Below are 23,491 nucleotides of genomic sequence, written 5' to 3' on the forward strand. Positions count from 1 at the left end.
CGAGTGGCTTGGGTAAACCACCACAAATATTTCACACTGACTCAGGAGTAATATATTGTCTTCTTCTGCAAGAAATTTATTTAAGATTCTCTCTTCTTTCTTGATCCAGAAAAACCCTCATCATGAAGAAGTATGTGTTCATGAAGAAACAACAGCTGGTTTATGGGCCCCTCTCCCTGATTCGCATGTCGTGCTTTTCTTAGATTTCGATGGGGTTTGCCACAGGTGTAAAAATGAAACCTTTGAGCGAATGCCACTGTTAGAGAAATTGCTGGATAACTGCCCTGCCATGGTGATTGTTATCTCCAGCTCATGGCGTGAGTGCGCTAATACAAGTTATCTGAAATCTCTGTTCCGGGTGCCTTATAGAGACAAAATCATAGGTGCAACCGGTTCGGTATATTTAAAACACGGACAGACTGGTGTGCGGGCTGCCGAGTGTGAGGACTTTGTCTTTTCACATCGAGTTAAAGCATTTATCTGCCTTGATGACGACGAATCATTATTTCCGGCCGGTTATCCGCATTTGCACAAAACCGATTATTACACGGGCCTCACCGAATCTGACCTTGCAGCTCTTAACGCAAGGTACCATCAGCTCATGGGACGCTGATGAACAAAGTAACTTTCCTTTTACCCTGTCACTGCTGATCTCGTACGCCCATCCACTTTAGGATTGATTGTTTTATACCATACGCAATAATGTCTCATATGAATTCGACAAGAAAGGGACATTATGCTGCATCACTGTCAGGCTAAGTCACTGGATGACATATACCTTGAGGATATTCCCCACATCATACATCCGGCCACGGCGGTACATGACCTCGAAGATACCGCCCTGCCAAACCGGATTATTCAGGAATGGAATTTACCGCAGGGATATACACAGTTTGTCAGCCGGTATCACCAGTTCCACCATCAACGCCCCTGGCTCGCTTACCGCGATACGCTTGACGACATCAGATACGGTAAGATCGTTCTGCTTAGAAAAGACATAACCGGCAATGCCGGGCCGGGGGTTATATCAAATGGCAACCTACGCAATGACCTGCCCCTGTCCCTCTTTACCCGTCTGCGCGATATCATCTCTCGTCAGTTGAAACGCCCGGGGTATTACGTTCGATCAACGACACCAGCACAGCACGCCCAATCAACAAAAACCATTAATTCCAAAGCGGCTGGTCGTCTTCTCGCAGCTGGCGGGCTTTATAATGGAAATGTGGAGGGATTTCGACATACGGCTGAACAACTTGGCGGCGAAGCTGTTGAAGGCTATGACCAGGTATTGAACGAAACAACTTCAGGTATGCTGGTTGCAGCGGCTTCACTTCTGGTTATCCGAAATCCAAGGTCTGCGGATGAATTGACAAGTTATCTCGGCAAGTACAAAAAAGCACACGTTTTGCTCGATGATATGAATGTTAGCGAATTGAACTACATGCGCCGAGACAGAGCTGAATATTTAGCTCTCCGTGGACAATTCAACAATACTGTACGCCCTAACTTCCTTAAATCACTTTCAGACCACCCAGATGCCCTGGCTACGTTTGAACCTAACGATTTGATGAAACTTGCAACAGGCAAGGTCCCCTCTGGGTGGCAGGTTCACCACAAGATCCCTCTTGATGATGGTGGCACAAACGCTATAGACAACCTGGTACTTACTCAGAATTCACCATACCATTCAGCACTGTCGAAAGCACAATCCATCATTACGAAGGATCTACCGTATAATTCAAGCACCAAAGTTCTATGGCCATCGCCGAACGGTGTTATCTACCCGGTAGGAAAGTAAGAGGCGCTCATGAAAGATTTAACTCAACTACTCAGCAGCTTAAAGAGGTTGATGGTTGCAGATCACTACCCTTTAGCCAGCCCGGTAGCCCCGGAAGTCTTGAAAGACTTAATCTGCAATCCGCCTCCAGTGGAGTGGGCAGATCACAAAAAGAGCGCCTATATAGATATACAGAAACTCATTAAAACCAGGCTTGATTATGCCCAAGTGTTTAATGCTATGGATGGTTTTGAGTACAACGGACTTACGTTTTATAACCTTGTTCAGGCAGAGAACGAAAATCTATTGTGGTCAAATATTTACATACGCAACTTTGAAGCACGAGACAATGAAATCTACGTTGACCCAAATCTCACTGATAAGGTGTTAATCGGAGAAGATGGCATGTCACTTTTCGCTTATAGTTTTGCAGACGACTGCTTTCAGATAAGAGACAAAGCATCTACTGATTATGTTATTGAATCTCATACAGAGTTTGATAGATTTTTGTCTTCACTGATTCAAACCGTCAGTTGAATGTTCCGCAAGAGCGGTACTTCTGAAAAAAAGGCCGCAAACACATACTTTGCGGCCTTAATTGTTTAGCAGTAATTTACAATCTATTGATAGTCATTTCAGGAGGTTATATTCAACCTCCCTTATTTTTTATTTTCATTAAGCCACTGATCCGCTTTATCGACACGTGACTGGTAAGGCTCATTTGTGTTGCTCAGCTCTGACTTCATGTACTGAATGAATTCATCTGCTTTCTGAGGCCCAAAGCGTGGGTCATCCGTCAATTGCTGCCGGATAGCCCTTTCAGAGTTCTGCGCTGCATTCGCATAAGTCGAAACGCCGTCGCTGCTAATACTCTGATACCGGTCACTTACAGCTGCGACGCCATCAGACATCTGCATGTGATTAAGGACTTTACCCTGGAGAGAATCAGGCATATTTGCAGGGTTAGAGGCATCATTTGCTATCGATGTCTGGGTTTGAAGGATGCCCGCTCCCGTAAGCATCTCATTTACCGGTTTCGCCCCAACGCTGGTTAGCGTATCCGAAACAAATTGCTGGCCCCCGAGTAGCGCACCAGAAATCGCGCCCCGCTCAGTGTTGGCCTCTATCTTTTCCCCAACCAAGCGATCTGTGACGGTCTGAGTGCGGTTACCAACGAGACCACCGCCCGACCCACCTTCTCCCAGGTTTGCCCGTACGACTGACTCAAGTGAACCATCAGCTCTGTTATGAGTGTTGAAACTGCTATGGATGCTCTTAACGTCATTCATACTCCAGTTAACGTTATAGTTACCCAGTTCATTAAGGATCTTCTGGGTATCCGCTTTGAGCTGCTCTCTTTCGGCACCGGTAGCCATGGTGCTGGCACCATAGGTAAAGACAGCTTGCTGTGCCAATTCAGCTCGCTTATCGTCCCGGCTTAAGTTCGGGTTGTTGGCAACACGACTAAAGTAGTTATCAGTGTTATTAGATAAGCCACGAACTTGCCCGCTCTGATACATACTGTTCAAAGCAGTGGCTCGTTGATCCATTCCATCACCAACCACCCGACCTCCAACCTTTTCCAGATCGTTAAATGTGCCTTCTGCATTTCTGACATCCTGACCCGAATTGACGACTTTCTCTACACCCTGATTATTCAGTACAGGTCCATTCTTTTCGAGAGAATTAAGCACATTCCTTTCTTCATCAGAATAAGTGCGGCCCACGTTGTTGTTATGTATTCCCTGAATATCGCCTTTGCCCGCGTTATCAAGGTTATACGGAGTAAAGCCAGCTTCACTTTTTCCAGGGACACGCTGTGTCGCGTCCTGAGCGTTGGAGGAAAGACCGAGTTTAGCCTGCGAATCTACACTTCCACCCAGTTCCCCTACGCGTGACGCACTCATCACGCCAGACGTATTTACGCTGTCAGGAGTTCTATCCTGTGCCTGAGTGATAGTATTAATTCCTGACCCGTCACCTGAAATTCTGTCGAGCTGATTGGTGATAGGTAGCAGCTGCTGTGCATTACCACCGAAGTCGGAAACCAGACTTTTAAGCAGGCTGGAGGTTTCACGGAGATCCTGTTTATTACTTTCGGCCGTCTCTCCCCGGGCGGTATCAATCGCAATTTTTTGCTCACTGAAATCTCGTGTTGCAGCCACAAGCGCGTCAGTACGTTGAAGCTGCGATCCAAGCTGATTACTGGCCTTGAAGGTATCGTTATAGGAGTTGAATTTCTCCATAAACGCATTCTCATCCAGCCCATTCTTACGAGCAAAATTCCTTACATCATCATCACTGAAGTTTTTGTTGCGAATAGAATCGGAGAACCTGTCCAGGTTAATGCTTTGTTTAGAATCAAGGCTCATTCCACTATTGGAGCTTGCGTTAGTCGAAACCGATGTAGAAATATTTTGCGCCATCGTCTGTGTCGCCTGGTTCATTTTCGACGATGCTTCTTTAAACGCATTAGTATTGGATATCTGATCGCTGCTTACCTGAGACGCCGCTTTACTGAACTGGTCAGTTAACGCAGAATCCTGGCTAAGCTGATTCGTGATTGCTTTTGAAAGGTCATTTGAAAGCGAGTCACTGCCTGTATTGGTCTTAGATGCACCGCTACTCAATTGCCCTGCTACAGCCGCTTTCAGCCCGGCTCCATTGCCAGTTCCAACACCTCCATTAAGCCCAGCGTTGAGAATAACATTTGAAGCAATGCTGGCCATCTGAGACGCACTCACCCCATGTTTCGTTGCAATACCTTCTGCTACAGAGGCACCAATCTTATCCGAGATCTGCTTCATTGTTTGCAGGTTGGTTGAGAACTGCTGGCTCGACTGTCCTGACCTTCCAATTTCGCTCATCTGACTGTAACCAGCCTGGAATGAATTACTTGCCGCACTCATAACTGATGAGGTTACAGCTGATCCTTGTCCCTGGCTGTTAGCGATACTTGAACCAGCATTCCACATTCCAAGACGGAAATTACTTGAATCAACTGCGCCGCCATCGCTGTATCCCTGACCGGTACTGGTTAAGGCGGTTCGTGTCACGTCACCAAATGAAGATTTACCGCTGTTAGGGCCATCCCATACTTTGGGCGTTACATGACCAGTATCCACCGGCGCATCGGGGGTCACTCCCTTAACCGCATTCATCATCGGGTGAATCGACTGTGTCATCAGGAATAATGTGAGTACCGGAATCAGAGCATAGAGGGCGGAAGCAACAGACAGGTATGAACTGTATGTTTCCGCAAGCCCTGGGAGTCCCATCCACGTGACGGCATTATTCTGGCTGTTGAGGGTGCTCCAGGTATCCAAGTCGGCCGTCGCGACTTTCTTCACATACGCGTTGACCATTACTGCCGTAAGCGGCCACATATTCACGAAGAGGATAAGTTGCAAATATTTCGCCGCAGCGGCAACACCATTACCACCTAACGCCAGCAGCATAAGCAAAGCAAATGGAGCAACCATATAAGCAAACATTTCAAGGAATGCGATTGCTGCTCCCGACAGTTGTAACCACAACTGGCCCTGTGAAGCCATTGTGTTGGTTCGCTTCAGAGAAGCCTCAAACAACTGCATATCGGAAGCCAGACCGAGTGGGGTCTTATATTTGCTTGCGCCATTTCTGAGCTCATTCATAATGAACAGGTTCAGGGTGGCGTCATACGAACCAATAGCCTTACCGTACATACCATTTGCTGACGCCATAACATCAGTAAAGCTTGCGCCGGTAGGTGCACCATTTGCTTCGTCTGGAGTAAGGATGCCGTTTGTCTGTCCTATAAGGGAAATAGTCTGGCGAGCTTCAGCTGTACTGGTAACCTGTTTCACAGTTGACCAGACCTCATCACACGTACCAGATTTTGAACCGTTAGCGCCAACAATACTGGCAGAGGCATTCTTCAGTGCGCCTTTCATCGCCTGATTAATCCGGTCCATGCTATCTGCCAGATTAGCTGAGAAAATATCGTTAAAAATAGTTTCTTTACCGGCAATATTTGCGCTTGAGTTTTGGGTAGCCTTCAGGCAGTTGTATGCAAGAGACTGAACGGTAGCACATACGTTCATTGGCCCTAGCCCGCTGGCCGGTTCAGGAAATGCGGAACAGTAGCCCTGGCTATCGCCGCCCCATTGCAAAAACTTCACGAATCGGATCATCGGACCGAGGGTGATGTCATCGTCCAGAGTTGTTGCAGACAGGTCCACCGGAGAAAGCGGATCAAACGCTGTTTTATAATCCTTCAGCAAACCCTGGCTTAAGTTAGTGGTGACGGTTGCCATCGCAGCAATAAAAATTGGAATTCCGTCGACGTTTCTGACCTCTCCCGACTTTACAGATTCAATAGTTACATCCACTCGAACCATTGCCATCATGAAAAGGATCAACCCCAAAAACCAGGAGAAAAACGGTAATTCATTTTTGGTCGGAGCCTGAAGCCATAGCCACGTTTTATAGAATAGGCTCACACCTGCTACAACGGCGGCCGTGGTCAGGAACTCTTTTACACCAGTATATTGAGAAAAGATCAGGGCAATACCGGTAAAAGCCGACCAGACAAAATCAATATCACCCAGGGTATATATGTTGTAATCCATGTCAGACCTCAGTTACGTGTGCCACGAATACTTTCAGTGAAAGCCTTCCGTTGCAGGCGACGGTTATCCCAGGTTGAAATGACGTCCGAGCTGGTACCGACCTGGCTGTGCGATAGCTCATAGGCGGCTTTAACCTGTTTTGAGAGATTGTCTGTTAATCGGTTGAGATCATCCCTTTTACCCGACAGCGACTCACTCGGTATGCTCATGGTTGAAATTTTGGCCTCAACCTGGCGCAACATGTTGATTACGAGGCTCGTCGCAGCAATAGTGCTGATGTCCTGAATGTATGCGTACCCTTCCGGTGCTTCGAATGTTTGCAAAGAGTCGATAATGGTCGGGATGCCGATATAGGAGATAATGCGTAATTCATCATCTGAAACACGAACGTCGTTGATGATTTTTTTCTGTACGTTTAAAAGAAGATCAGAAATGGTATCCTTCAATCCCTTAAAACCACCGTCATTAACTTCTGACATGACAAGGCACTGAGCCTTTCGTGGGGATGATGGATCTGGTGCCGGAGAACACTTGAGCATTTTAATTGATCCGCCAGCTGGTGGCCCCATGATGTAATCCGTGACAGTCATGGTAGACGGGCGGACTTCCATTCCCGCTTTTTCGCCTTTGCTATCCCAGTTGATAATGACAGTACCTACGAGAGACATAAGTTGTTCTGCCAGTTTATAACCGGATAACTCCGTTACCCCTCCGATGTTCATCGTTCCCTTATCAATATCCATGAACGACATATAGAAGAGGTTACCACTGAATTTTTCAGCGAACTCTTCGGGATCCTTTGCTTTAACCTGAGAAGTGACAGCTTCAGGTGACTTTGTCATCGATGAGCCAAAATCAGGAATAAGACCATTAATCGATCCCAGAATTGAGGCTGGTCCAGAGCTAACTGAGTTAGCGAACTGGCTTGGCGTACCCACGTTTTCAGAAAGGAAAGAGTAAGTTGCATTGCATGAATCTTTCGCAAATTTATTTAGCGCTTGCAGTTTGTTTTGGATGTCATTAATCGTTGCAGCACAGTCAGCACAAATAGCTGAAACAGCAACGTTAAAAGCATAGATAGCCGCACCCTGGGCAATACCACGGGCCACCTGCACAAGCTGGTCCCCGTTGATCATGCTGAAGGACCCAAGAAAAACGTCAATACCGTTACAACCGACAGAAGCTTTTGGAAACGACATGGAAACAAGGTTGGTATTAACGTTTGTTGTTCGGTAAGACATTGACCCGCCAATTATGCCTGTACGGGTTGCTGTGGAAAAGGTGGCCGGGCTGGTAGACGTCATCATGCCATTGAAAATGTTACGCATTGCGTTGTCTGCATTTGCAGTCGGGGCTAAAATTGCAGCACAAACAGAAAGAGACAAAAGTAACTTTTTGAAGTTGAAAACGGCATTACTGCGCATAAGTGCCTCCAAAACTGCCGCCAGCATTGAGATAATTGACCGGATCGGCCGTAGGCATGTCATAGCCTTCGAGTTTTTGGTCCATTATTTTTTGAAGTAGGAATGGGTCTGATTCCATTTCGGATTTATTAACGGTAATAACGCCATCATCGCCGATGGTATATTGCCTTTTAATATCTAGAGTTGACTGGAACGAAGCGTCATCGATCAGATTCATGCCCTTCGCGGCAAGTATAATAGTGTTCTTTAATTCATCAGCGGAGATCATGCCTTCACTAATGCGCTGAGCTGATGTCCCATCCTTTGAAACCAGGAAAATTGTAGGTACCTCTCGAATTTTAAATTGATCAATAATTTGTGCGTTGGGGATGTTAAAATCCTGAAAAAGGCCATTATGCAATGGCCTTCCATCCATACTGATTGGAAGAATATCTACCGAATAATAGTTCTGCATAAATTGAAGTATTTGGCTTTCTTCGTGGCAAAACTGGCAAGTACTCTGGAAAAAGAAAAATAAACCTGACTTAGTAAAGATATCTTTCATTACCGTTTGCTGATTTTTTTCAACAACAGTGCGGTGAGCATCCAGTGCCACCTTTTCCACTGGTTGCCTGCGTTTTTCAGACATCATCGGGTTTTTAAGAAAATAATCTTTTGATTTGTCAGAAAAACGCGTACTGATATCCAGCATTAACCTTTGCGCCGTGTAATAACGTGATAGATTTTCTGCGGTAGGGTTATCCATTGCCTGCGTTAACAGTCGAGGCATATTCTCTTTTAGCCATTTTGAATTTAAATCTACCATTTCCTCTTTTGAAGGCGAGCTAGCAGCACCGGTTGGTGGCAAAACCTCTTCTTCTTCAGCTTCGCTTTTTTTAGCAGGATCGTCATACCAGAAGAAACCCTTCTTATAAGCCTGGCCAGATACAAAGGGCGTATCTTTTATTAGGGGTTGCTCAGGGCTGGCGTGGGCACCAGTAATTACCAAAGACATAAGCAAAACCATCTTTGAAGGCGCTAATGCAATACGAGTCATAGACCGTTCTCCTTTTCTGATGCGGTTATGATGGCATACAAAAAAAAGGTTAGAGCTCGTATAGCATGGTCGTTTTTATGTTGAAAAGGACGGAAAAGGAGTGCTGACTAAGAAGATAGTCTCGGTGATGGAAAGATCATCCATCTTGCACGTTGTCAAAAATCCGGTGTAACAAAAACATGGTTTTATCGAATATCTAAAAGCAAATATTGCTTTGAAAACAGGTGTATTTAGAGCTGAAAAAAATCATCACAAGTAATGCTGTTTCTATATTTCAAAAAAGGAATAGCTAAGGATCAAAGAAGCGAACTTAGACAAGAATATAAAATATATTAATTGAAAGCGATTAAGAAGTCGTCATGCATAGAAGGTTTTGAGAACCTAAGTAGTTTTACGTTTTCAACAGAAAAAAAGGTGCACATTTTTGGAACGAAGAAAAACTGAATAAAGAAAAATCAAATTATATCTTTACTTGTCAAGAGTTGATATTTAAGTTGTAACTAATATTTGATTGTAAAGCAAACAACAGAATTTGACTTAAGTCAATATTTAGATTCAGACAAGGCAAGTTTCGCGATATCTTTTTTAAATTTAATCTAATTCTTCTTGAGAATACCTCTCTATGGCTGAAGCAGTTGAAGATAATCTGCAACGTGGACAATGAGCATCATTTGTCACTGGCACAATGTATGGGCGTTTACATTTTTCGCAGGCACCTAGTTCTTCAATTTCTTTCATAGAAGTAAGGATTTCTATTATTTTATTAACTTCCGGTGCGCATACAAAGTATCCCAGATTATGAAGGACACTCATTATTCGGTTGAAGTCAATTTGCCGAAAACTCGCTTCCGGATTTATTGGATCAAAACCAAAATAGTTAACTGCGACATCAATAACAGCAGAAAAGGCTCGGCGGTTATCTGTGCGTTTGCTCCAGCCCCGGATACCTTTTTTGAGTTTTGTTTTTGCACCAGGCTCAAAATCGATATTTTCAGCAACATGATTACCGTACAAAATTCGTATTGTATTTTTATTTGCCCCAAGCGACATAGTTCTTGCTGCTCGCAATAGAGCATTAGCTTTTGTTTGATCGACCTTTGCCATATCAATAATCCTTTAACATAACTTTATTTGTTAAAGTGTTGAACACATCCTGACGGTGACTGGTGAACATAGTGTCATAACGTAATAGTTCCATCAAATCATCACTAACTTTTCCTAACCGGATGTCAGCAGACAATTCATAAGCCCAGGCAAAAACTTTCGTTTTAAGTGAAACACTCTCTTCAATATGCCCTTGTGAGAAAGCAATTGTACGTGGGAAAAGAACGACATCGTTAATTGTTTTTAACGATGAATAACCAATGTCTTTAATAGCATCAGCTGTAGTTGGTTTTAAACCAAAGAAAATACTTACAAACTCTGGTGCGAGCATTGAGATAAAGAACACCTGCATAAAGTAGTCATTCTGTATATCAACACATTTAGAACGCAACTCATGAATCTTCTTGGGATTATAGATATCCACTGTACCATTCAGAAAAGTCACTTTTTCACCGGCATCGTAAATACCATAGTCAATATCATTTGTATCATATTCACGAATTACATTGGAATCACCGTCCAAGACCGCAGAAAAAAACCTCTCCCATGTAATTTCCTTTCCGAGTGTACGCGGAACCAAAAAACTACCTGGACGTGTTTCCACTTCAAAAGCTAAATCAGCGGCTGTACTAAATCCTTTCCCAAATAGGCGACGCTGGAGAAGAGGAGTCCCAGTTTGATATGCAGAAGATCCATGCACAGGCAATAACATTAAAAATGCACGGTAACTACGAATAAGCGAAATCTCAGTGCGGAAAAGTTTACCGAGTAAGCTACGAGTTAAATTATCAGATTCTGACATGTGCTGATTGTCCTTGCGCCATTACAATTGTTCAAATCTTCAACATGGATTTTTTGTTAGGTGTTCGGTAGGGTGAAAAGTAACTTTTAGTATTTTCTTAAGGCTTGAATAAGCCTTAAATCTATCCCTTCAACCACACCGCTTACTTGTAACACTTTTTAACCAAACTAACCAGAATTTTATCAAAAATTCCTGCGCATGCTAACGAAATGTGAAGCGATTAAAAAAAAACCTAAATCCAGCCCCTCCCAACGTTGGATTAGAATAACGACGTCTTTCACTGACCGTCATAAACTGACATTTTTACTTTTCATCAACCTCATGCTTACATAGGATCACTAAACAAAGAAAAGTGACCCTATGAATGCCTCACATAGGGTCACTTATGTTTGAAAAGTGACCCTATGTAATGTCGTCATAGGGTCACTTTTTATAAAAGTGTCACTATGGACAAAGTTCCATAGGGTCATTTTTTTTGGAAAAGTGGCACTAGATATATGTATAACTTTAATAGAGCAATGCACATTATCAAAAGCAATAATCCACAATGGTCATTCTGTCAAAAGTAACTTTAGGGGGTAGCGATGGAAGTGAGGCTAAACTCGCTGTTACTGTTTCTGAAGGCCCCTCCCGAATGGGGGAAACAGCGAGTGCATTACATCTGTTCAATTCCCTCATCAAAGAGCATTCAAAAATCTTCTGTTCGTGAAAAAAAACGGAAATTTCCTCCGGTATAGTAATTTCACATCAGGAGGCGTCATGAGTAATTCAAATCTTATAAGTTCTATAGAGCTAACACGTAAAAATTTACGTGCTCAGATTGAAGGTTTGCGTGTTGAGGCTGAAGATCTCATTACAAAATACTGGATCAAGTGGAAGGAACGAAACCACCAAGAGATTAACCTTACCCGACATAGCAAAGTTCCAAAGAGGGAGTACCTGGGTTCTTACGCACCAAAAGTTGAGCTAATTGGTAATGCCAGAAAAGTAACGATCACTTGGCATCAGTTCAGCCCTTATAAAACAAGAGCGCCTAGCCACATGTCAAAACGGGTGCAACCAATGAAAAGTGGAAAATATTCTAAGAACTGTTTTGTAAACCATGCCAGCTGGGAATACGAAATGATTTCTGAAACGGAAGCATTGCTGGAGCCTTACAGAGAAATGCTTGAGCTCTATCATTCAGCATATATCGAACTTGGACGAAAAATCCGTCAATACTCAAAAACTAAGGTGGCACAATGACCGACGCAATTATCACGGACAATGAGCGTATTAACATTGAACCAAAAGATGTAATGGTAAAAGGTTCAAATAAAAAGCAAGGCGTAAACGCTCAAACTTCTACTCAACGTAGACCAGAGCACCAGGGTATGGCCAAAGTTATTATTAACCCCGGCACCCCAGACTTTAACCGGTTTTTAACTGCCAGAAATGGAGCAGTTATCAGAGGTTTTGATGATGTGAGTATCGCTATTTCCTCTCTCTTTAAAACGGTTGATGCAGTTAAACATCCTGACCTTGTTCAGGCTATCCAGGATTGGTTCAACGAGCTGCATGAAGAAAACAATAAGATGAAAGAAAATCTTGTTGCTTATATTAAGTCAATTGAGTTCGACAAGAATGACTCATTCATGTCATCAACTCAGTTTGTACCTTTCAGTTTTGAACCAGTACAACTCAACTTCAATAACCACAACACCATGAGGTTTTACAAGTACATCTTCGAGATGAACCAGCTCATGAACACAATGTATGAGTACAACTCATTGGGTTTACTGGCTGTAAGCGACTATCCGGTTATGTCTCACAACATTATAAAGAGTATTAATTTATATGTTGAGAATGTGAAAAAGACTCTGAATGTTTCTCGCCGTAAGGATGGGCCATACAGTCCAGCAGAGTTCATCACCAAAGTAATGCAATATAAAAGTGTGCAGGCATACATTGCAGCCGAACTGTCAGGCAAACGTCGATAAGGTATGATGATGAATTTCAGGGCGCTGTATTTATGTATTAAACGGATTTTGGGGATATTCTCATCTCAGGAGAATGATGCAACCTCTGTAATGATTGAGGATATATCAAGCCTCTCTCCTTTTGCGCAGATTCTAGGAGATCAGAAGTACACTGTTCCTGATCATCCAAATCCAGAAGTCCTGAAATTCATCGAGTATCCAACTCGTCCGACGGGCATACAGACATTTAATGAACAGTCAATCCTGTCTCTGTATCGGGAAAAGCTGCACTCAATTTCAATGATGTTAGCTATCAGCGATAGCGACATCAGGGACGATGCATATACATTTACTAATTTAGTTTTAAAGCCCTTGGTTGAATATGTTCGCTGGATACATCTTTTGCCAGCTTCCGAAAATCATCATCATAATGGTATTGGTGGGTTACTTTCTCACAGCCTGGAAGTGGCCATACTCTCTTTAAAAAATGCGCATCACTCAGAACTGAGACCAATCGGATATCAAGATGAAGAAGTAGTCCGTAGAAAAGTATATCTCTATGCTGCGTTTATCTGTGGTTTAGTCCATGATGCCGGAAAGGTTTACGATCTCGACATTGTAAGCCTGAATTTAGCTAGTCCGATCATTTGGACGCCAAGCTCACAAAGTCTTCTTGACTGGGCACGTGAAAATGACGTGGTTGAATACGAAATCCACTGGCGAAAGCGTATTCATAATCAACATAATATCTGGTCCAGCGTTTTCCTTGAGCGAATCCTAAACCCGGTATGTCTTGCATTTTTGGATCGGGTAAATAAAGAACGTGTTTATTCAAAAATGATCACCGCCCTAAACGTTTATACTGATGGGAATGACTTTTTGTCTAAATGCGTGAGGACCGCTGATTTCTATTCTACTGGTACAGACCTTAATGTTTTACGTGACCCTATCATGGGTCTGCGTTCTAATGATGCAGCAGCAAGGGCCATTAGTACCATCAAGCACAACTTTACCAGTATCAATATCAACAATTACAATGCTAAGCCTATGCACATCATTATCGTAAATGGTGAGGTATACCTTAACGAGAACGCATTCCTTGATTTTGTTCTCAATGATTTCGAATTACATAAATATAACTTCCCTCAGGGAGAGGCTGGTAAGACCGTATTGGTAGAATCCCTAGTTCAACGTGGTTACGTCGAGCCCTATGATGATGAGCGTGTCGTTCACTACTTCATTCCGGGTATCTATTCGGAAAACGAAATATCAAACATCTTTAGAAATGGGATAGGGAAACTAGAATTCTATAACCTTCTTAAGCTAAGGTGGATTGGTTTAATCTTTGATTCCTATAAAATCCCTGACTCAGTGCCGGGTCTTTTTAGCGTTAATGCCAATAAAGACTTTATTTACATTGACGAGCAAAAAACAGTTACTGAATACAGAAGACCAGTGCCCGGTCGGGACGTTATAACTAAAATTACTGATACTGTTGAGACGGCTGTTCTTAAGGTTAATGATTTAGGCCGCTCCTCTGCCTCTATTGATGTTGATATACATTCTAAGAAAAATGAAGGCTCATCCGACGATTTTGAGAAGAAAGCCGAAAGTGATAATGAAATTGATAATGACACGCAGATAGTTAAATCTGAGGGTGAGGAAGCAGCTGATCCTGTCATTCCTGATATAGAAGAAAGTGAAGATGAATCGGCAAAGGACACGGAATCCCATGTCCTGGTCAACCAACTTCATGAACTCCTTTTAAGCGCTCCACTTTCCAATGACTATATAGTGTGTGTTGATGCTGTCCCCTACCTCAACATAGATACCACTATGGCATTGCTGCCGGGATTAGATGAAAAAGCATTCAGTGAAGAGCCCTATTTCCAACTGACATTCAGAGAAGGCTCTCTCGATGGAATGTGGATAGTAAGGGACATTGACGATCTGCGTTTAGTCCAGCTCGGCGATAACTGCGCCGGGTTCCAGCTCACCTATCATGAGCCAAGAAGGCCAACAACTTTAAAGTCACTTTTCAATACTTCTATGTATCAGGCATTAGTGATTAATGATGAGTCTTCTGTTGAAAACTCTGCCCCACGTCCAAAGCAAACGCTTGAGCTGCCTCCCCCACGTGTAAATGCAGTCGAAGAACATTCTGGCGACGTGGAATATCATGGAACCGATAGTGCATCCGCGACTGGTCCGCTGAAAACTGAGGCTGTGGAATATGAACATTATCAACATCTTTTTGAGAAAGAAGATGAAGAGCATGAGATCATTGATTATACCGATTTCTCACAGCTTAGTGTTTCTCGGCCAGAAGTCGGTAGTTGTGCAACAAGCTCTTCGGTCCATAATGAAAAGCTTCTCTCCGAGCCGTCAGAATTACCAGAACTTAACCGAGAACAGAACGCTGATCCCCAGGGTACGAATGAACGCTCTATGGATGTTTCTGTAGGACAAGAAAACTCAGAACCAGATACTGAGGGTAACTGCCCACCACCAGCTGAAGTTGTGTATTCCCAGACCGAAGCAACCGCAACCAGTGTGATGGCAAGTGAAGAGCCCGCCTTACCTCCTGTACTTGAAGAATCAAATGGAGAGCATGCGCCCACAGACGCTAAGGGGCATCATCTTTCGCCAGCACTGGCCAGACTGTTCGCCCCAACAGCACCGGTAGAAAAACAAAATCCCAAGCGCAACCGGAATAAATCATCGGACAAAGCAGAAGTACAAAAACCAGCATCACCTGTTTCTGGTCACAATCTGAACAGTAAAGTCTTTGCATCTACTGAATCAGACCAAAATGGTGAATTCTCGCTTATAAGCGAAGGTGACGTTACAGAGCTTGAATTTGTAGAAATTGCGTTAGTACTGCATCAAATTCTGTCCAAAATGGAGGTGGCGTTTAAAAGAAAGCGCAAAAACAGATTTATGGTAAGTACTCCTAATACTCTCTATCTGACCCAATCTTGCGTGGAAAAATTTGGGTCGCAGTTAGAGGCTCAAGATCTTTTCAATAAGCTTCCTCAGTACCTCGTTAATTCTGGTGCTGTGATCAATACAAAATGCCATGCATTTAACATGCCTACTTTGCTGGCCGCATCAGACCGGGCGAAAGTGGACATTGAACGAATTATCAATAACCTGAAAGAGGCTGGGAACCTATAATGTCAGATTCGAAGAGGACTAACCTCCATGCACAAGAGAATTTTTATCGGCCTATTCTTGAGTATCGTAGTGCCTCAATACTTTTGATTTGTTCGGTTTCTATGCTTTATATGGGACTTTCTTCAGACGGACTGGACATCGCCCCAATAGTTCTGTTCACCTCAATATTGCTTTTTTTGCTGTGCCTTTATCGTTGCAAAACAGCAGCGCCATTTTTGATGGCTCATTGGCGTGTATTCAAGCGACATTTCATGTTCGTTAGTCTTGATTCACTGCGTGTAATTAACAAAAGTAACTTTTTCTCCAATGAGCGAAAGTATCGTCAACTGGTTCAGGATTATCAAAATAAAAATAAGGATATACCCGAGCGAAAGTCCTATTTTTGTGATGGGTTTGAGTGGGGTCCGGAACATGCGGATCGGGCATATCAAATAGCTAACCTCTCCAGTGATAAACGTGAGATCGAGTTGCCATTCGTCTTCAACCCAATTAAGAGACATTTTGACGCAATGGCTCGTAAGATGGGCGGCAGCAATGCAATTTTTGCTGTGGAACGTAGGGAACCCATATTTGTAACTGAAGACAATTGGTTTGGTCATACTCTGATAACCGGAAACGTGGGTACCGGGAAAACGGTGCTACAGCGTTTACTAAGCATTAGCATGCTTCATCTTGGTCATGTTGTTGTTGTCATAGATCCAAAGAACGATGCAGAGTGGCGAGAATCTCTAATGGAAGAGGCTAAGACCCTCGGTCTTCCTTTCTATAAATTTCATCCTGGCCAGCCAGCATCTTCGGTCTGTATTGATGTCTGCAACACCTATACTAATGTTTCTGACCTAACATCTCGTCTTTTGAGCTTGGTGACAGTTCCCGGTGAGGTTAACCCATTCGTTCAGTATGCCAAGGCTCTCGTTTCCAATGTGATTTCCGGGCTTTCTTACATAGAGAAAAAGCCTTCTATTTATCTGATTCACAAGAACATGAAAAGCCACATGTCTATTGTGAATCTTACAGTCAAGGTAATGGAGTCATGTTACGCGAGATATTATGGTTACGATGTCTGGACCGAAAAAGTTAAGTACGTCGCTAACGATACCTTGCCGGTACGTTTCAAGCGTCTCGCTGAATGGTTTACGGCTCATTTCATGAATTACGAGGGGTCCGAACAAATAGACTGGTTAGATACTGTTTCCCAGCTTATTGATTACTCAATGTCCGACCCAGAGCATATGGCTAAAATGACCGCAGGTATTATGCCTGTTTTCGATATGCTCATTGAAAAACCTTTAAATGAGCTTTTATCTCCTAACCCGAACTCAGTATCATCAAGAGAAATTGTAACAAGCGAAGGGATGTTCAGCACTGGCGGGGTGCTATACATTTCGCTTGATGGCCTTTCAAACCCCGATACAGCAGCTGCTATTTCTCAATTAATAATGTCAGATCTGACCTCCTGTGCCGGTAGTCGCTACAACGCTCAAGATGGTGATATGTCAGCTAATTCCAGGATAAGTATTTTTGTTGATGAGGCACACTCAGCCATTAACAACCCTATGATTAACCTTCTGGCGCAGGGTCGTGCAGCGAAAATTGCACTGTTTATTTGCACCCAAACCATCTCCGACTTTATTGCTGCGGCAAGTGTTGAAACTGCCAATCGAATTACGGGGCTCTGCAACAATTATATAAGCTTGCGAGTCAACGATACTCCTACTCAGACGCTTGTTGTAGAGAACTTTGGTAAGAGTGCGATAAGCACAAATATGGTCACTTATACGACCGGTTCAGAAACATCTTTGCCGCATAATAACTTCTCAGGTTCAATCTCAGAAAGAAAGCAGACAACTTTAGAAGAGAGTATTCCAAAGGATCTCTTGGGTCAGGTCCCTATGTTTCACATAGTTGCCAGGCTTCAAGATGGCAGGAAGGTTGTAGGCCAAATCCCTATTGCTGTTGCTGAGAAACAAATGAAGCCAAACACAACTCTGTCGGAAATGCTTTTCAAGAAGGCCGGAAAAGTTACTTTGCGTCAAAATCTCGATATCAAAAATCTTAATAAATTTCTAAGGAAGTTGCATTGATGGATGAAAAAATTGTCCTGACGCGCCAGCAAATTTTAAGCTCTGCACTAAAAGTCAGCAAATGTCGCTCGCTCGTAAAAAGGCGCTTTCAGTCTTTGGGTTTAAAGTACGCAGATTCTCAGGAAGTTCGAGATCGGCTAACTAAGATAGAAAAAAACGCGTTTCATCATTTGGGAAAATTTTGTCAGAGCAACGATATCGATTCCCTATTCTCCATGGCAAATACCCTGTCTGAGCTTTTCCTTTTAAAGGGAGAGTTGATCACGACTGATCCCTTTGGGGACCGTGAAACCAGCTACTGGTCGGTACCACAAGGATCATGCCATGAATGGATTCAATCGCTGACCACCAGCGAAGGTCCTGAACGTAAATTCGTTAGTTTCCGTATTTCTTTCGATAACAATGACGAACGGTGTGATCTTGTAAAAAAGAATGCCCGTATGCTTGGTTGTTATCTTTTGCCTTATTTCGTCGATTTAACACGCACGGTGGGCGCATTCATTAATTTGCCAGGTAGTGTCTCTTTTAAACAAGTACAGCGCATCAAACCCCAGATTCATCCAGAAACAACACATAGTCATATAGTTACTATTGAGGACTCTCCCTTTCTTTCTCGGTTAAAATTTAAAATCATTACTGCCATAGATCAGCTTCCTGACCCTAATGGCCTTTATACAAACACCTTTAACAGCATTATTGACCGTGCACTGCTGACTCATCTCAAAACCGAACAGGAAAAAATAGATAGTCCAAGAGTCTGCAAAAATGTGATTTCGGCTTTTGCCGACTCAACTCTTTCTCTGCCGGTGTTTAACATCGGCCTAAACGAGCAGTACAGATACTGGACGCCGTGGGGCATCAACTTTATAGAATTTTCCCGCCAGGCCGCAAAAGCAAGGACCGCTGTATTTGTTCCTGATGTGGGACAGATCGAGTGGAAAAGCGCAGAGCATAAAGAACTGGCGGAGTTAAGCCTCATCGACCAAATCATACCTAAACAGTACCACTGGCTCCTGGGTATCCCGACGATGTGGCGTAACAACTATTGCAATCACGATCAGAGGCTAGCTCTTTTTCGTGAATGGAGGGAAAGCAATGGCTGCGGATAATACAAGCAGGGCAGCAGTGCTCAGAACAATGTTTTTTTTTGGCATGGTCATTTATTTTGGTTACAGCTTGGCTTTCCAGAATACTGAGGAGCTCAAATATCAGATTACTCAGGAGGTTAATGCAAGCCGGTCCATCATATCAAATGACCGTTGGAAGTCTGTTATTGCAAATAGTGAAGCGACTTTAAATTGGTTGGTACATGACTATAAGTTAATTGACTATCTGAATACTATTCTGATCCCTGACACCAAAAAACCAGCCAGAGGTATTAACATTGTTGCTGAAAAATTTACCTCTATTAATTACACTATGGCCAAAAACATACCCCTCTTACTTTATCAGTCCATTTTCCGGTGGAACTTAATCCTGGGGTGGCTAATCGTTTTTCTGCCCTATCTATTTGCCATGCTAGCAGATGGAATGTACCAGTGGAAATTGAAGAGGTACGTATTTGGTAAGGTTACAGTTCAGTTTTATCGTATTTGGTTTCGAGCATTTTGGGTGATCAGTGCTTTAACGATGGTCTACCTGGTCATGCCAAATATGTCACTATTTAACAATATCGCTCAACTTTTCCCACCAGTCGCTTTATTGATACTGGGAATTGCATTGAATCGCTTGTGGTCTAACTTTCAAAAACTCATGTAAAGGTGGTCAGATGTTAAGCAGTAAAAAAAGGAAGTCCCCTACAAATATCAAAGAATCGCTCAATGATAACGCTGACCGTTTTTATAAGATGTTTCGCATTCATACCACGGCAAAAGTTGCTATGTCGCTAATTGCCATGACCGCTGTAGGGTTTTCTTTCTACAATCTTTACGAACAATGGCAGGACGCTGAAGGGAAGAAAGACCATATAGCTGTAATACGGATTTCTGGCGAGATGGGTACCGGCTCGGAAACGGGCGATGGAACAGTGATCGCAACAGCTCTTGCCAAAGCTTACAATAATCCCCATGCCAAAGCAGTTATTATCGAGGCAGAGTCAGGTGGTGGTGGTCCCTCTGACGCCATCATTATTTACCGCCAGATAAACGCGCTTAAAAACCACCAGCCACAGATTGAACGCGTATCAGATGCCGGTGGCTCTCTTTCATCTGTAGCCGCTGACAAGAGTAACAAAACCGGGAGCACAGAACGTGGCGATGAAGCACGGTCGAAGCAAAACTCCCTCGAAGTACTCTCCAGCGGTACCGGTCGTTTTTTCTCTGATATCGCAGACTCATATAAACCAATCATCGTTAGTGTGAAAGGCATATGCGCATCCGCATGCTATTACGCGGTATCGCCCGCTGATGCAATTTATGCCGACAGTAATGCCCTGATCGGTTCTATCGGTGTGCGTATGGACCACTGGAATCTGTCAGAGATCATGAGCACAGTAGGCGTCAAGAATGAGCCCCTTACGGCCGGTGAGTTCAAAGATGCTCTTGACCCCTTCCACCCATTGTCCGATTCAACGAGGGAGTTCATGCAGAAGGAGATCCTGAACACGATGCATGAAAAATTTATAACTGATGTTGAACTTGGACGGGGTAAAAAGCTTCTCTCGCGTCATGATGCCGATGCTGTTTCTCTCTATTCAGGCCGTGTATGGCCAACACCTCAGGCAGTTAAGTACGGCCTGGTGGATGGAGATCTTACGTCAGTAGAGATCCGTACACGTCTTTCAAAAATGTACTCCACTGACACGTTCAAAAACTACAATGAGCCTCATCGTAATCTCCGTTCTGCACTCGGCATGCTGATGAGCCTGTCTTCAAATATTGAGAGCCTTACCGGTACCACTACCCGCTTGGTAGAATCTGTTAATGCCACCAGCTACCCCTCTGTGAGGTAACATGGATGCTTTCAATCTGCTGTGGAGCATTACGGGGGTAGCTTTCATTATCCTTATTTTCGTCGTGTTGCTGTGTCTGTTGGGATTTATGACCTCTGCCATAGCGGAACGGCGGACTGCAAAGGCAATTGAATCTGGGCTTCCTGAAGAAGCTCAGGGGCTACTTAGTGATCTCACCTTTCAGTTGTCGGCTCATAGCACTACGCAGGTTGATCACATTCTCGTAGCCCCACATGGTATATACGTCATAGAGCAGAAAAACTACGTAGGCAAGCTCTACGGTACTCTGGAGGAAAGCCACTGGCGGAAATGGACTCAGTCCCGAACCCTCAAGTTGCAGAACCCGTTTAAGCAAAACCAGGGGCACATCAGGGCTATTCAGTCTGCTCTTAAGGCTAGAGAACTGGAATGTATCAATGTCGTCATCATAAACGGACGTTGTAAGTTTGATGGCATCAAGCCGGAATGGTTATGTATGGGGATGGACGATTTTATCCATAAAGTCAAACAACGACGAGGGCTACGGTTGTTCACACCGGAGTCTGTTCAGCACATCTGTTCGGTGTTGAAGTCAACAAGGAAGTCGCCAGGGCTCTATACGGACCTTACTCATATTCATAACATAACGACAAAGTACAAAGCCCCGATGAAATTCGAGCAACGAGTAACATACATTCTGCTCAACTTTATCCATTATCTGTGGGCAAGTCTGTTCACTAAGCAGAAGCCTTAGCGCTCTATCATTGGTAAGGCTGTAAAATGTCTGCAAAAGGCCCCATCGGTAAATTGTTGGGGCTTTTTCTTTGCGTAGTTCTGATACGGTTTATCCTGTGGAGCATTATGGCCACCAGCCAGCTGGTGACTGGCCAACGCTTTGTATGACGTAGCCTACTCAGGGCAGGCTATTTTAGAGGGACCGATTTTTATCCGGGCTAATTTAGAAAGAGATAATTTGAACTTAGGCGGGCTGACCACCAGCAGAGAGGTAAATCACTAGCCGGTGATATTGACAGAAGTCGTCAGGGGTTTAACGCCGGAATATTTTGCCAGGCCTCCTGCAAGGTCTGCAAGACTTCTACAAGTGATAGTGACGGCCACAGGACTGTTTCCGTCATTATCACTCCAGGTGGCTCGCACTCTACTGGTACCAGAATTAAAACAACACGAGTTCCTTTTACCTGGTAGGCAAGGTTTACTGCCGGTTGGCGGTAGGAGGCCAGTACACCCTCACCATATTGAGCAGGGTTACTTGCCCAGTTCCGCACCATTGCATACACCTGAGGCATATACCGACTATCCAGATCCCCTTTGGGCCGTCTGAACGGCACGATTTCTTCTGAGCGGTAGGTGGTCGTTGTTGTATTGGTTGTCATCTTTGTCACCTCCCCTGTTCGTCCATTTAGAGTTTTAAGCTGCTTTACACATCACACTCAACTGATTATTTAAGCTGGTCATCGTCTCTGGCCAGCATAGCCCAACCATTCGCCTGGTTTTCGCGGGAGTAAGGATTCATTTCAAAATAACTATCTACCGCGTCGCTGTCCGCAACAGAACTGTTGTTAGCTCTCTTTGAACCCTGAACCACTACAGCATCAACCTCTGCGGCTTTCCCGTTGCGCTGTACCAGGATTTTAACCGTATTGGGCTTGCGTCTTGCGAGCAGTTTGTTGGCGATAAAAAGCACAACAATCCAGGCCAAAAGCACGTATAAAAATGTATTCATAATGCCCTCCTTTGTATGTGATTATTATACCTGCTTCCATTGCAGGCCAAACAGGTTCGGTGCATGAAAAATAGACTTCTCTCCGGCGTATAGCAATCTACTTACTGATCTGTTTTCGTATCAAACTGTATGGCATAACCGAGGGGCGTACGTGGTGAGTCAGAAAGTTACTTTTCCGTAATAGTTAATTTCAGATCCTTCTTCCAGTTACGCTTCAGTATAAAACCGATACCCTCTAATTCAGCATCCTTCACGTTTAATACGCTTCACTTTAAGGCAGGGCTTTTCGGTTGAAATGAATTCTTTTTCCGGTTGCTGGACATGGGTTTCATCCTGATAGTTAAAGTTGCAGGCTATCAGTCACCACCACCACCTCCGTCACCTCCTCCACCGCCACCATCACAACCACCAGCTATGCTATTTTCACCATTACAATCACCTCCGAGGGGGTTCAAATGGCTGCTCCCCTGTAGATGGTGTCCTTGCCAGATCGAACCCGAACCAGCGCCTCCTGAGCGCTGATGAATCCCCTAATGATTTTGGTAAAAATCATTAAGTTAAGGTGGATACACATCTTGTCATATGATCAAATGGTTTCGCGAAAAATCAATAATCAGACAACAAGATGTGCGAACTCGATATTTTACACGACTCTCTTTACCAATTCTGCCCCGAATTACACTTAAAACGACTCAACAGCTTAACGTTGGCTTGCCACGCATTACTTGACTGTAAAACTCTCACTCTTACCGAACTTGGCCGTAACCTGCCAACCAAAGCGAGAACAAAACATAACATCAAACGAATCGACCGATTGTTAGGTAATCGTCACCTCCACAAAGAGCG

The 23,491-nt window shown here is 43.8% G+C and carries 18 protein-coding genes and 1 pseudogene; 12 read left to right on the plus strand and 7 right to left on the minus strand.

Going from position 1 to position 23,491, the window contains the following annotated elements; all coding sequences use genetic code 11:
- The first annotated feature begins 55 nt into the window (after positions 1 to 55).
- The 3 genes from ACSIPU_RS28440 to ACSIPU_RS28450 all read left to right on the plus strand — a co-directional run bounded on the left by ACSIPU_RS28440 (position 56) and on the right by ACSIPU_RS28450 (position 2,314).
- Positions 56 to 613, plus strand: coding sequence for an HAD domain-containing protein (locus ACSIPU_RS28440; protein WP_001371950.1), 558 nt, complete (start codon positions 56 to 58; stop codon positions 611 to 613).
- A gap of 123 nt (positions 614 to 736) precedes the next feature.
- Entirely contained in the window at positions 737 to 1,798 is a 1,062-nt protein-coding gene (locus ACSIPU_RS28445) for an HNH endonuclease signature motif containing protein (RefSeq protein WP_011152987.1), read from the plus strand.
- A 9-nt stretch (positions 1,799 to 1,807) separates the two neighbouring features.
- Positions 1,808 to 2,314 (plus strand): YrhA family protein, encoded by a 507-nt coding sequence (locus tag ACSIPU_RS28450; RefSeq protein WP_000654195.1) that lies wholly within the window; start codon positions 1,808 to 1,810, stop codon positions 2,312 to 2,314.
- A gap of 122 nt (positions 2,315 to 2,436) precedes the next feature.
- Here the strand turns inward: ACSIPU_RS28450 and ACSIPU_RS28455 are convergent, their stop codons facing one another.
- From ACSIPU_RS28455 to ACSIPU_RS28475, 5 genes are all read right to left on the minus strand, one after another.
- Positions 2,437 to 6,387 carry a conjugal transfer protein TraG N-terminal domain-containing protein gene (locus ACSIPU_RS28455; RefSeq protein WP_011152988.1) on the minus strand — a complete coding sequence of 1,317 codons (3,951 nt, stop codon included), beginning with the start codon at positions 6,385 to 6,387 and terminating at the stop codon, positions 2,437 to 2,439.
- Between the two features lie 8 nt (positions 6,388 to 6,395).
- Positions 6,396 to 7,811 carry an IncHI-type conjugal transfer protein TrhH gene (gene trhH, locus ACSIPU_RS28460; RefSeq protein ID WP_435322454.1) on the minus strand — a complete coding sequence of 472 codons (1,416 nt, stop codon included), beginning with the start codon at positions 7,809 to 7,811 and terminating at the stop codon, positions 6,396 to 6,398.
- Positions 7,801 to 8,847, minus strand: a complete 1,047-nt coding sequence (locus ACSIPU_RS28465) for a thioredoxin family protein (protein ID WP_000196727.1) — start codon at positions 8,845 to 8,847, stop codon at positions 7,801 to 7,803. Before ACSIPU_RS28465 ends, trhH begins: the two co-directional genes overlap by 11 nt.
- 591 nt (positions 8,848 to 9,438) lie before the next feature.
- A complete protein-coding gene (locus tag ACSIPU_RS28470; RefSeq protein ID WP_001140952.1) occupies positions 9,439 to 9,951 on the minus strand; it encodes a hypothetical protein in 513 nt (170 codons plus the stop codon).
- A 1-nt stretch (position 9,952) separates the two neighbouring features.
- Positions 9,953 to 10,753: a hypothetical protein gene (locus ACSIPU_RS28475; protein ID WP_000004208.1), complete on the minus strand. Its 801-nt coding sequence runs from the start codon at positions 10,751 to 10,753 to the stop codon at positions 9,953 to 9,955.
- A 759-nt stretch (positions 10,754 to 11,512) separates the two neighbouring features.
- Here ACSIPU_RS28475 and mobI point away from each other — a divergent pair.
- From mobI to ACSIPU_RS28515, 8 genes are read left to right on the plus strand one after another with little or no spacing between them, the layout of a single operon-like run.
- On the plus strand, positions 11,513 to 11,998 hold the full coding sequence (mobI, locus tag ACSIPU_RS28480) for a conjugative transfer protein MobI(A/C) (protein WP_000071885.1): 486 nt from the start codon (positions 11,513 to 11,515) through the stop codon (positions 11,996 to 11,998).
- The gene (locus ACSIPU_RS28485) at positions 11,995 to 12,732 is read left to right on the plus strand and encodes a hypothetical protein (protein ID WP_000128631.1); all 738 of its coding nucleotides are present in this window, start codon (positions 11,995 to 11,997) and stop codon (positions 12,730 to 12,732) included. The genes mobI and ACSIPU_RS28485 overlap by 4 nt, the downstream gene beginning before the upstream one ends.
- Before the next feature lie 9 nt (positions 12,733 to 12,741).
- Positions 12,742 to 15,888: a MobH family relaxase gene (mobH, locus tag ACSIPU_RS28490; RefSeq protein WP_001011153.1), complete on the plus strand. Its 3,147-nt coding sequence runs from the start codon at positions 12,742 to 12,744 to the stop codon at positions 15,886 to 15,888.
- Positions 15,888 to 17,972, plus strand: a complete 2,085-nt coding sequence (traD, locus tag ACSIPU_RS28495) for a conjugative transfer system coupling protein TraD (protein ID WP_001284073.1) — start codon at positions 15,888 to 15,890, stop codon at positions 17,970 to 17,972. The genes mobH and traD overlap by 1 nt, the downstream gene beginning before the upstream one ends.
- On the plus strand, positions 17,972 to 19,081 hold the full coding sequence (locus ACSIPU_RS28500) for a hypothetical protein (protein WP_000343598.1): 1,110 nt from the start codon (positions 17,972 to 17,974) through the stop codon (positions 19,079 to 19,081). Before traD ends, ACSIPU_RS28500 begins: the two co-directional genes overlap by 1 nt.
- Positions 19,068 to 19,730, plus strand: a complete 663-nt coding sequence (locus tag ACSIPU_RS28505; RefSeq protein WP_000718548.1) for a DUF4400 domain-containing protein — start codon at positions 19,068 to 19,070, stop codon at positions 19,728 to 19,730. Before ACSIPU_RS28500 ends, ACSIPU_RS28505 begins: the two co-directional genes overlap by 14 nt.
- Positions 19,731 to 19,740: 10 nt before the next feature.
- The gene (locus ACSIPU_RS28510) at positions 19,741 to 20,922 is read left to right on the plus strand and encodes a S49 family peptidase (RefSeq protein ID WP_000952985.1); all 1,182 of its coding nucleotides are present in this window, start codon (positions 19,741 to 19,743) and stop codon (positions 20,920 to 20,922) included.
- 1 nt (position 20,923) lies between these two features.
- Positions 20,924 to 21,655, plus strand: a complete 732-nt coding sequence (locus ACSIPU_RS28515) for a nuclease-related domain-containing protein (RefSeq protein WP_000338612.1) — start codon at positions 20,924 to 20,926, stop codon at positions 21,653 to 21,655.
- Between the two features lie 286 nt (positions 21,656 to 21,941).
- Here the strand turns inward: ACSIPU_RS28515 and ACSIPU_RS28520 are convergent, their stop codons facing one another.
- Complete coding sequence (locus ACSIPU_RS28520; protein ID WP_000210769.1) at positions 21,942 to 22,295, minus strand: hypothetical protein; 354 nt, start codon at positions 22,293 to 22,295, stop codon at positions 21,942 to 21,944.
- Positions 22,296 to 22,360: 65 nt separating this feature from the next.
- Positions 22,361 to 22,645, minus strand: a complete 285-nt coding sequence (locus ACSIPU_RS28525; protein WP_001091367.1) for a hypothetical protein — start codon at positions 22,643 to 22,645, stop codon at positions 22,361 to 22,363.
- A 625-nt stretch (positions 22,646 to 23,270) separates the two neighbouring features.
- On the opposite strand from ACSIPU_RS28525, the pseudogene ACSIPU_RS28530 reads away from it, so the two are divergent.
- Positions 23,271 to 23,491 (plus strand): annotated as a pseudogene (locus tag ACSIPU_RS28530) (IS4 family transposase); the annotation flags it as partial.

The sequence above is a fragment of the Klebsiella sp. HN106 genome (assembly GCF_051209435.1).
GTDB lineage: Bacteria > Pseudomonadota > Gammaproteobacteria > Enterobacterales > Enterobacteriaceae > Klebsiella > Klebsiella oxytoca.

What these genes read in the sequence shown, in the direction of transcription:
- ACSIPU_RS28445 (WP_011152987.1), top strand. Translation starts at nt 737, where the DNA reads ATGCTGCATCACTGTCAGGCTAAGTCACTGGATGACATATACCTTGAG.
- ACSIPU_RS28450 (WP_000654195.1), top strand. Translation starts at nt 1,808, where the DNA reads ATGAAAGATTTAACTCAACTACTCAGCAGCTTAAAGAGGTTGATGGTT.
- ACSIPU_RS28455 (WP_011152988.1), bottom strand. Translation starts at nt 6,387, where the DNA reads ATGGATTACAACATATATACCCTGGGTGATATTGATTTTGTCTGGTCG.
- trhH (WP_435322454.1), bottom strand. Translation starts at nt 7,811, where the DNA reads ATGCGCAGTAATGCCGTTTTCAACTTCAAAAAGTTACTTTTGTCTCTT.
- ACSIPU_RS28465 (WP_000196727.1), bottom strand. Translation starts at nt 8,847, where the DNA reads ATGACTCGTATTGCATTAGCGCCTTCAAAGATGGTTTTGCTTATGTCT.
- ACSIPU_RS28470 (WP_001140952.1), bottom strand. Translation starts at nt 9,951, where the DNA reads ATGGCAAAGGTCGATCAAACAAAAGCTAATGCTCTATTGCGAGCAGCA.
- ACSIPU_RS28475 (WP_000004208.1), bottom strand. Translation starts at nt 10,753, where the DNA reads ATGTCAGAATCTGATAATTTAACTCGTAGCTTACTCGGTAAACTTTTC.
- mobI (WP_000071885.1), top strand. Translation starts at nt 11,513, where the DNA reads ATGAGTAATTCAAATCTTATAAGTTCTATAGAGCTAACACGTAAAAAT.
- ACSIPU_RS28485 (WP_000128631.1), top strand. Translation starts at nt 11,995, where the DNA reads ATGACCGACGCAATTATCACGGACAATGAGCGTATTAACATTGAACCA.
- mobH (WP_001011153.1), top strand. Translation starts at nt 12,742, where the DNA reads ATGAATTTCAGGGCGCTGTATTTATGTATTAAACGGATTTTGGGGATA.
- traD (WP_001284073.1), top strand. Translation starts at nt 15,888, where the DNA reads ATGTCAGATTCGAAGAGGACTAACCTCCATGCACAAGAGAATTTTTAT.
- ACSIPU_RS28500 (WP_000343598.1), top strand. Translation starts at nt 17,972, where the DNA reads ATGGATGAAAAAATTGTCCTGACGCGCCAGCAAATTTTAAGCTCTGCA.
- ACSIPU_RS28505 (WP_000718548.1), top strand. Translation starts at nt 19,068, where the DNA reads ATGGCTGCGGATAATACAAGCAGGGCAGCAGTGCTCAGAACAATGTTT.
- ACSIPU_RS28510 (WP_000952985.1), top strand. Translation starts at nt 19,741, where the DNA reads ATGTTAAGCAGTAAAAAAAGGAAGTCCCCTACAAATATCAAAGAATCG.
- ACSIPU_RS28515 (WP_000338612.1), top strand. Translation starts at nt 20,924, where the DNA reads ATGGATGCTTTCAATCTGCTGTGGAGCATTACGGGGGTAGCTTTCATT.
- ACSIPU_RS28520 (WP_000210769.1), bottom strand. Translation starts at nt 22,295, where the DNA reads ATGACAACCAATACAACAACGACCACCTACCGCTCAGAAGAAATCGTG.
- ACSIPU_RS28525 (WP_001091367.1), bottom strand. Translation starts at nt 22,645, where the DNA reads ATGAATACATTTTTATACGTGCTTTTGGCCTGGATTGTTGTGCTTTTT.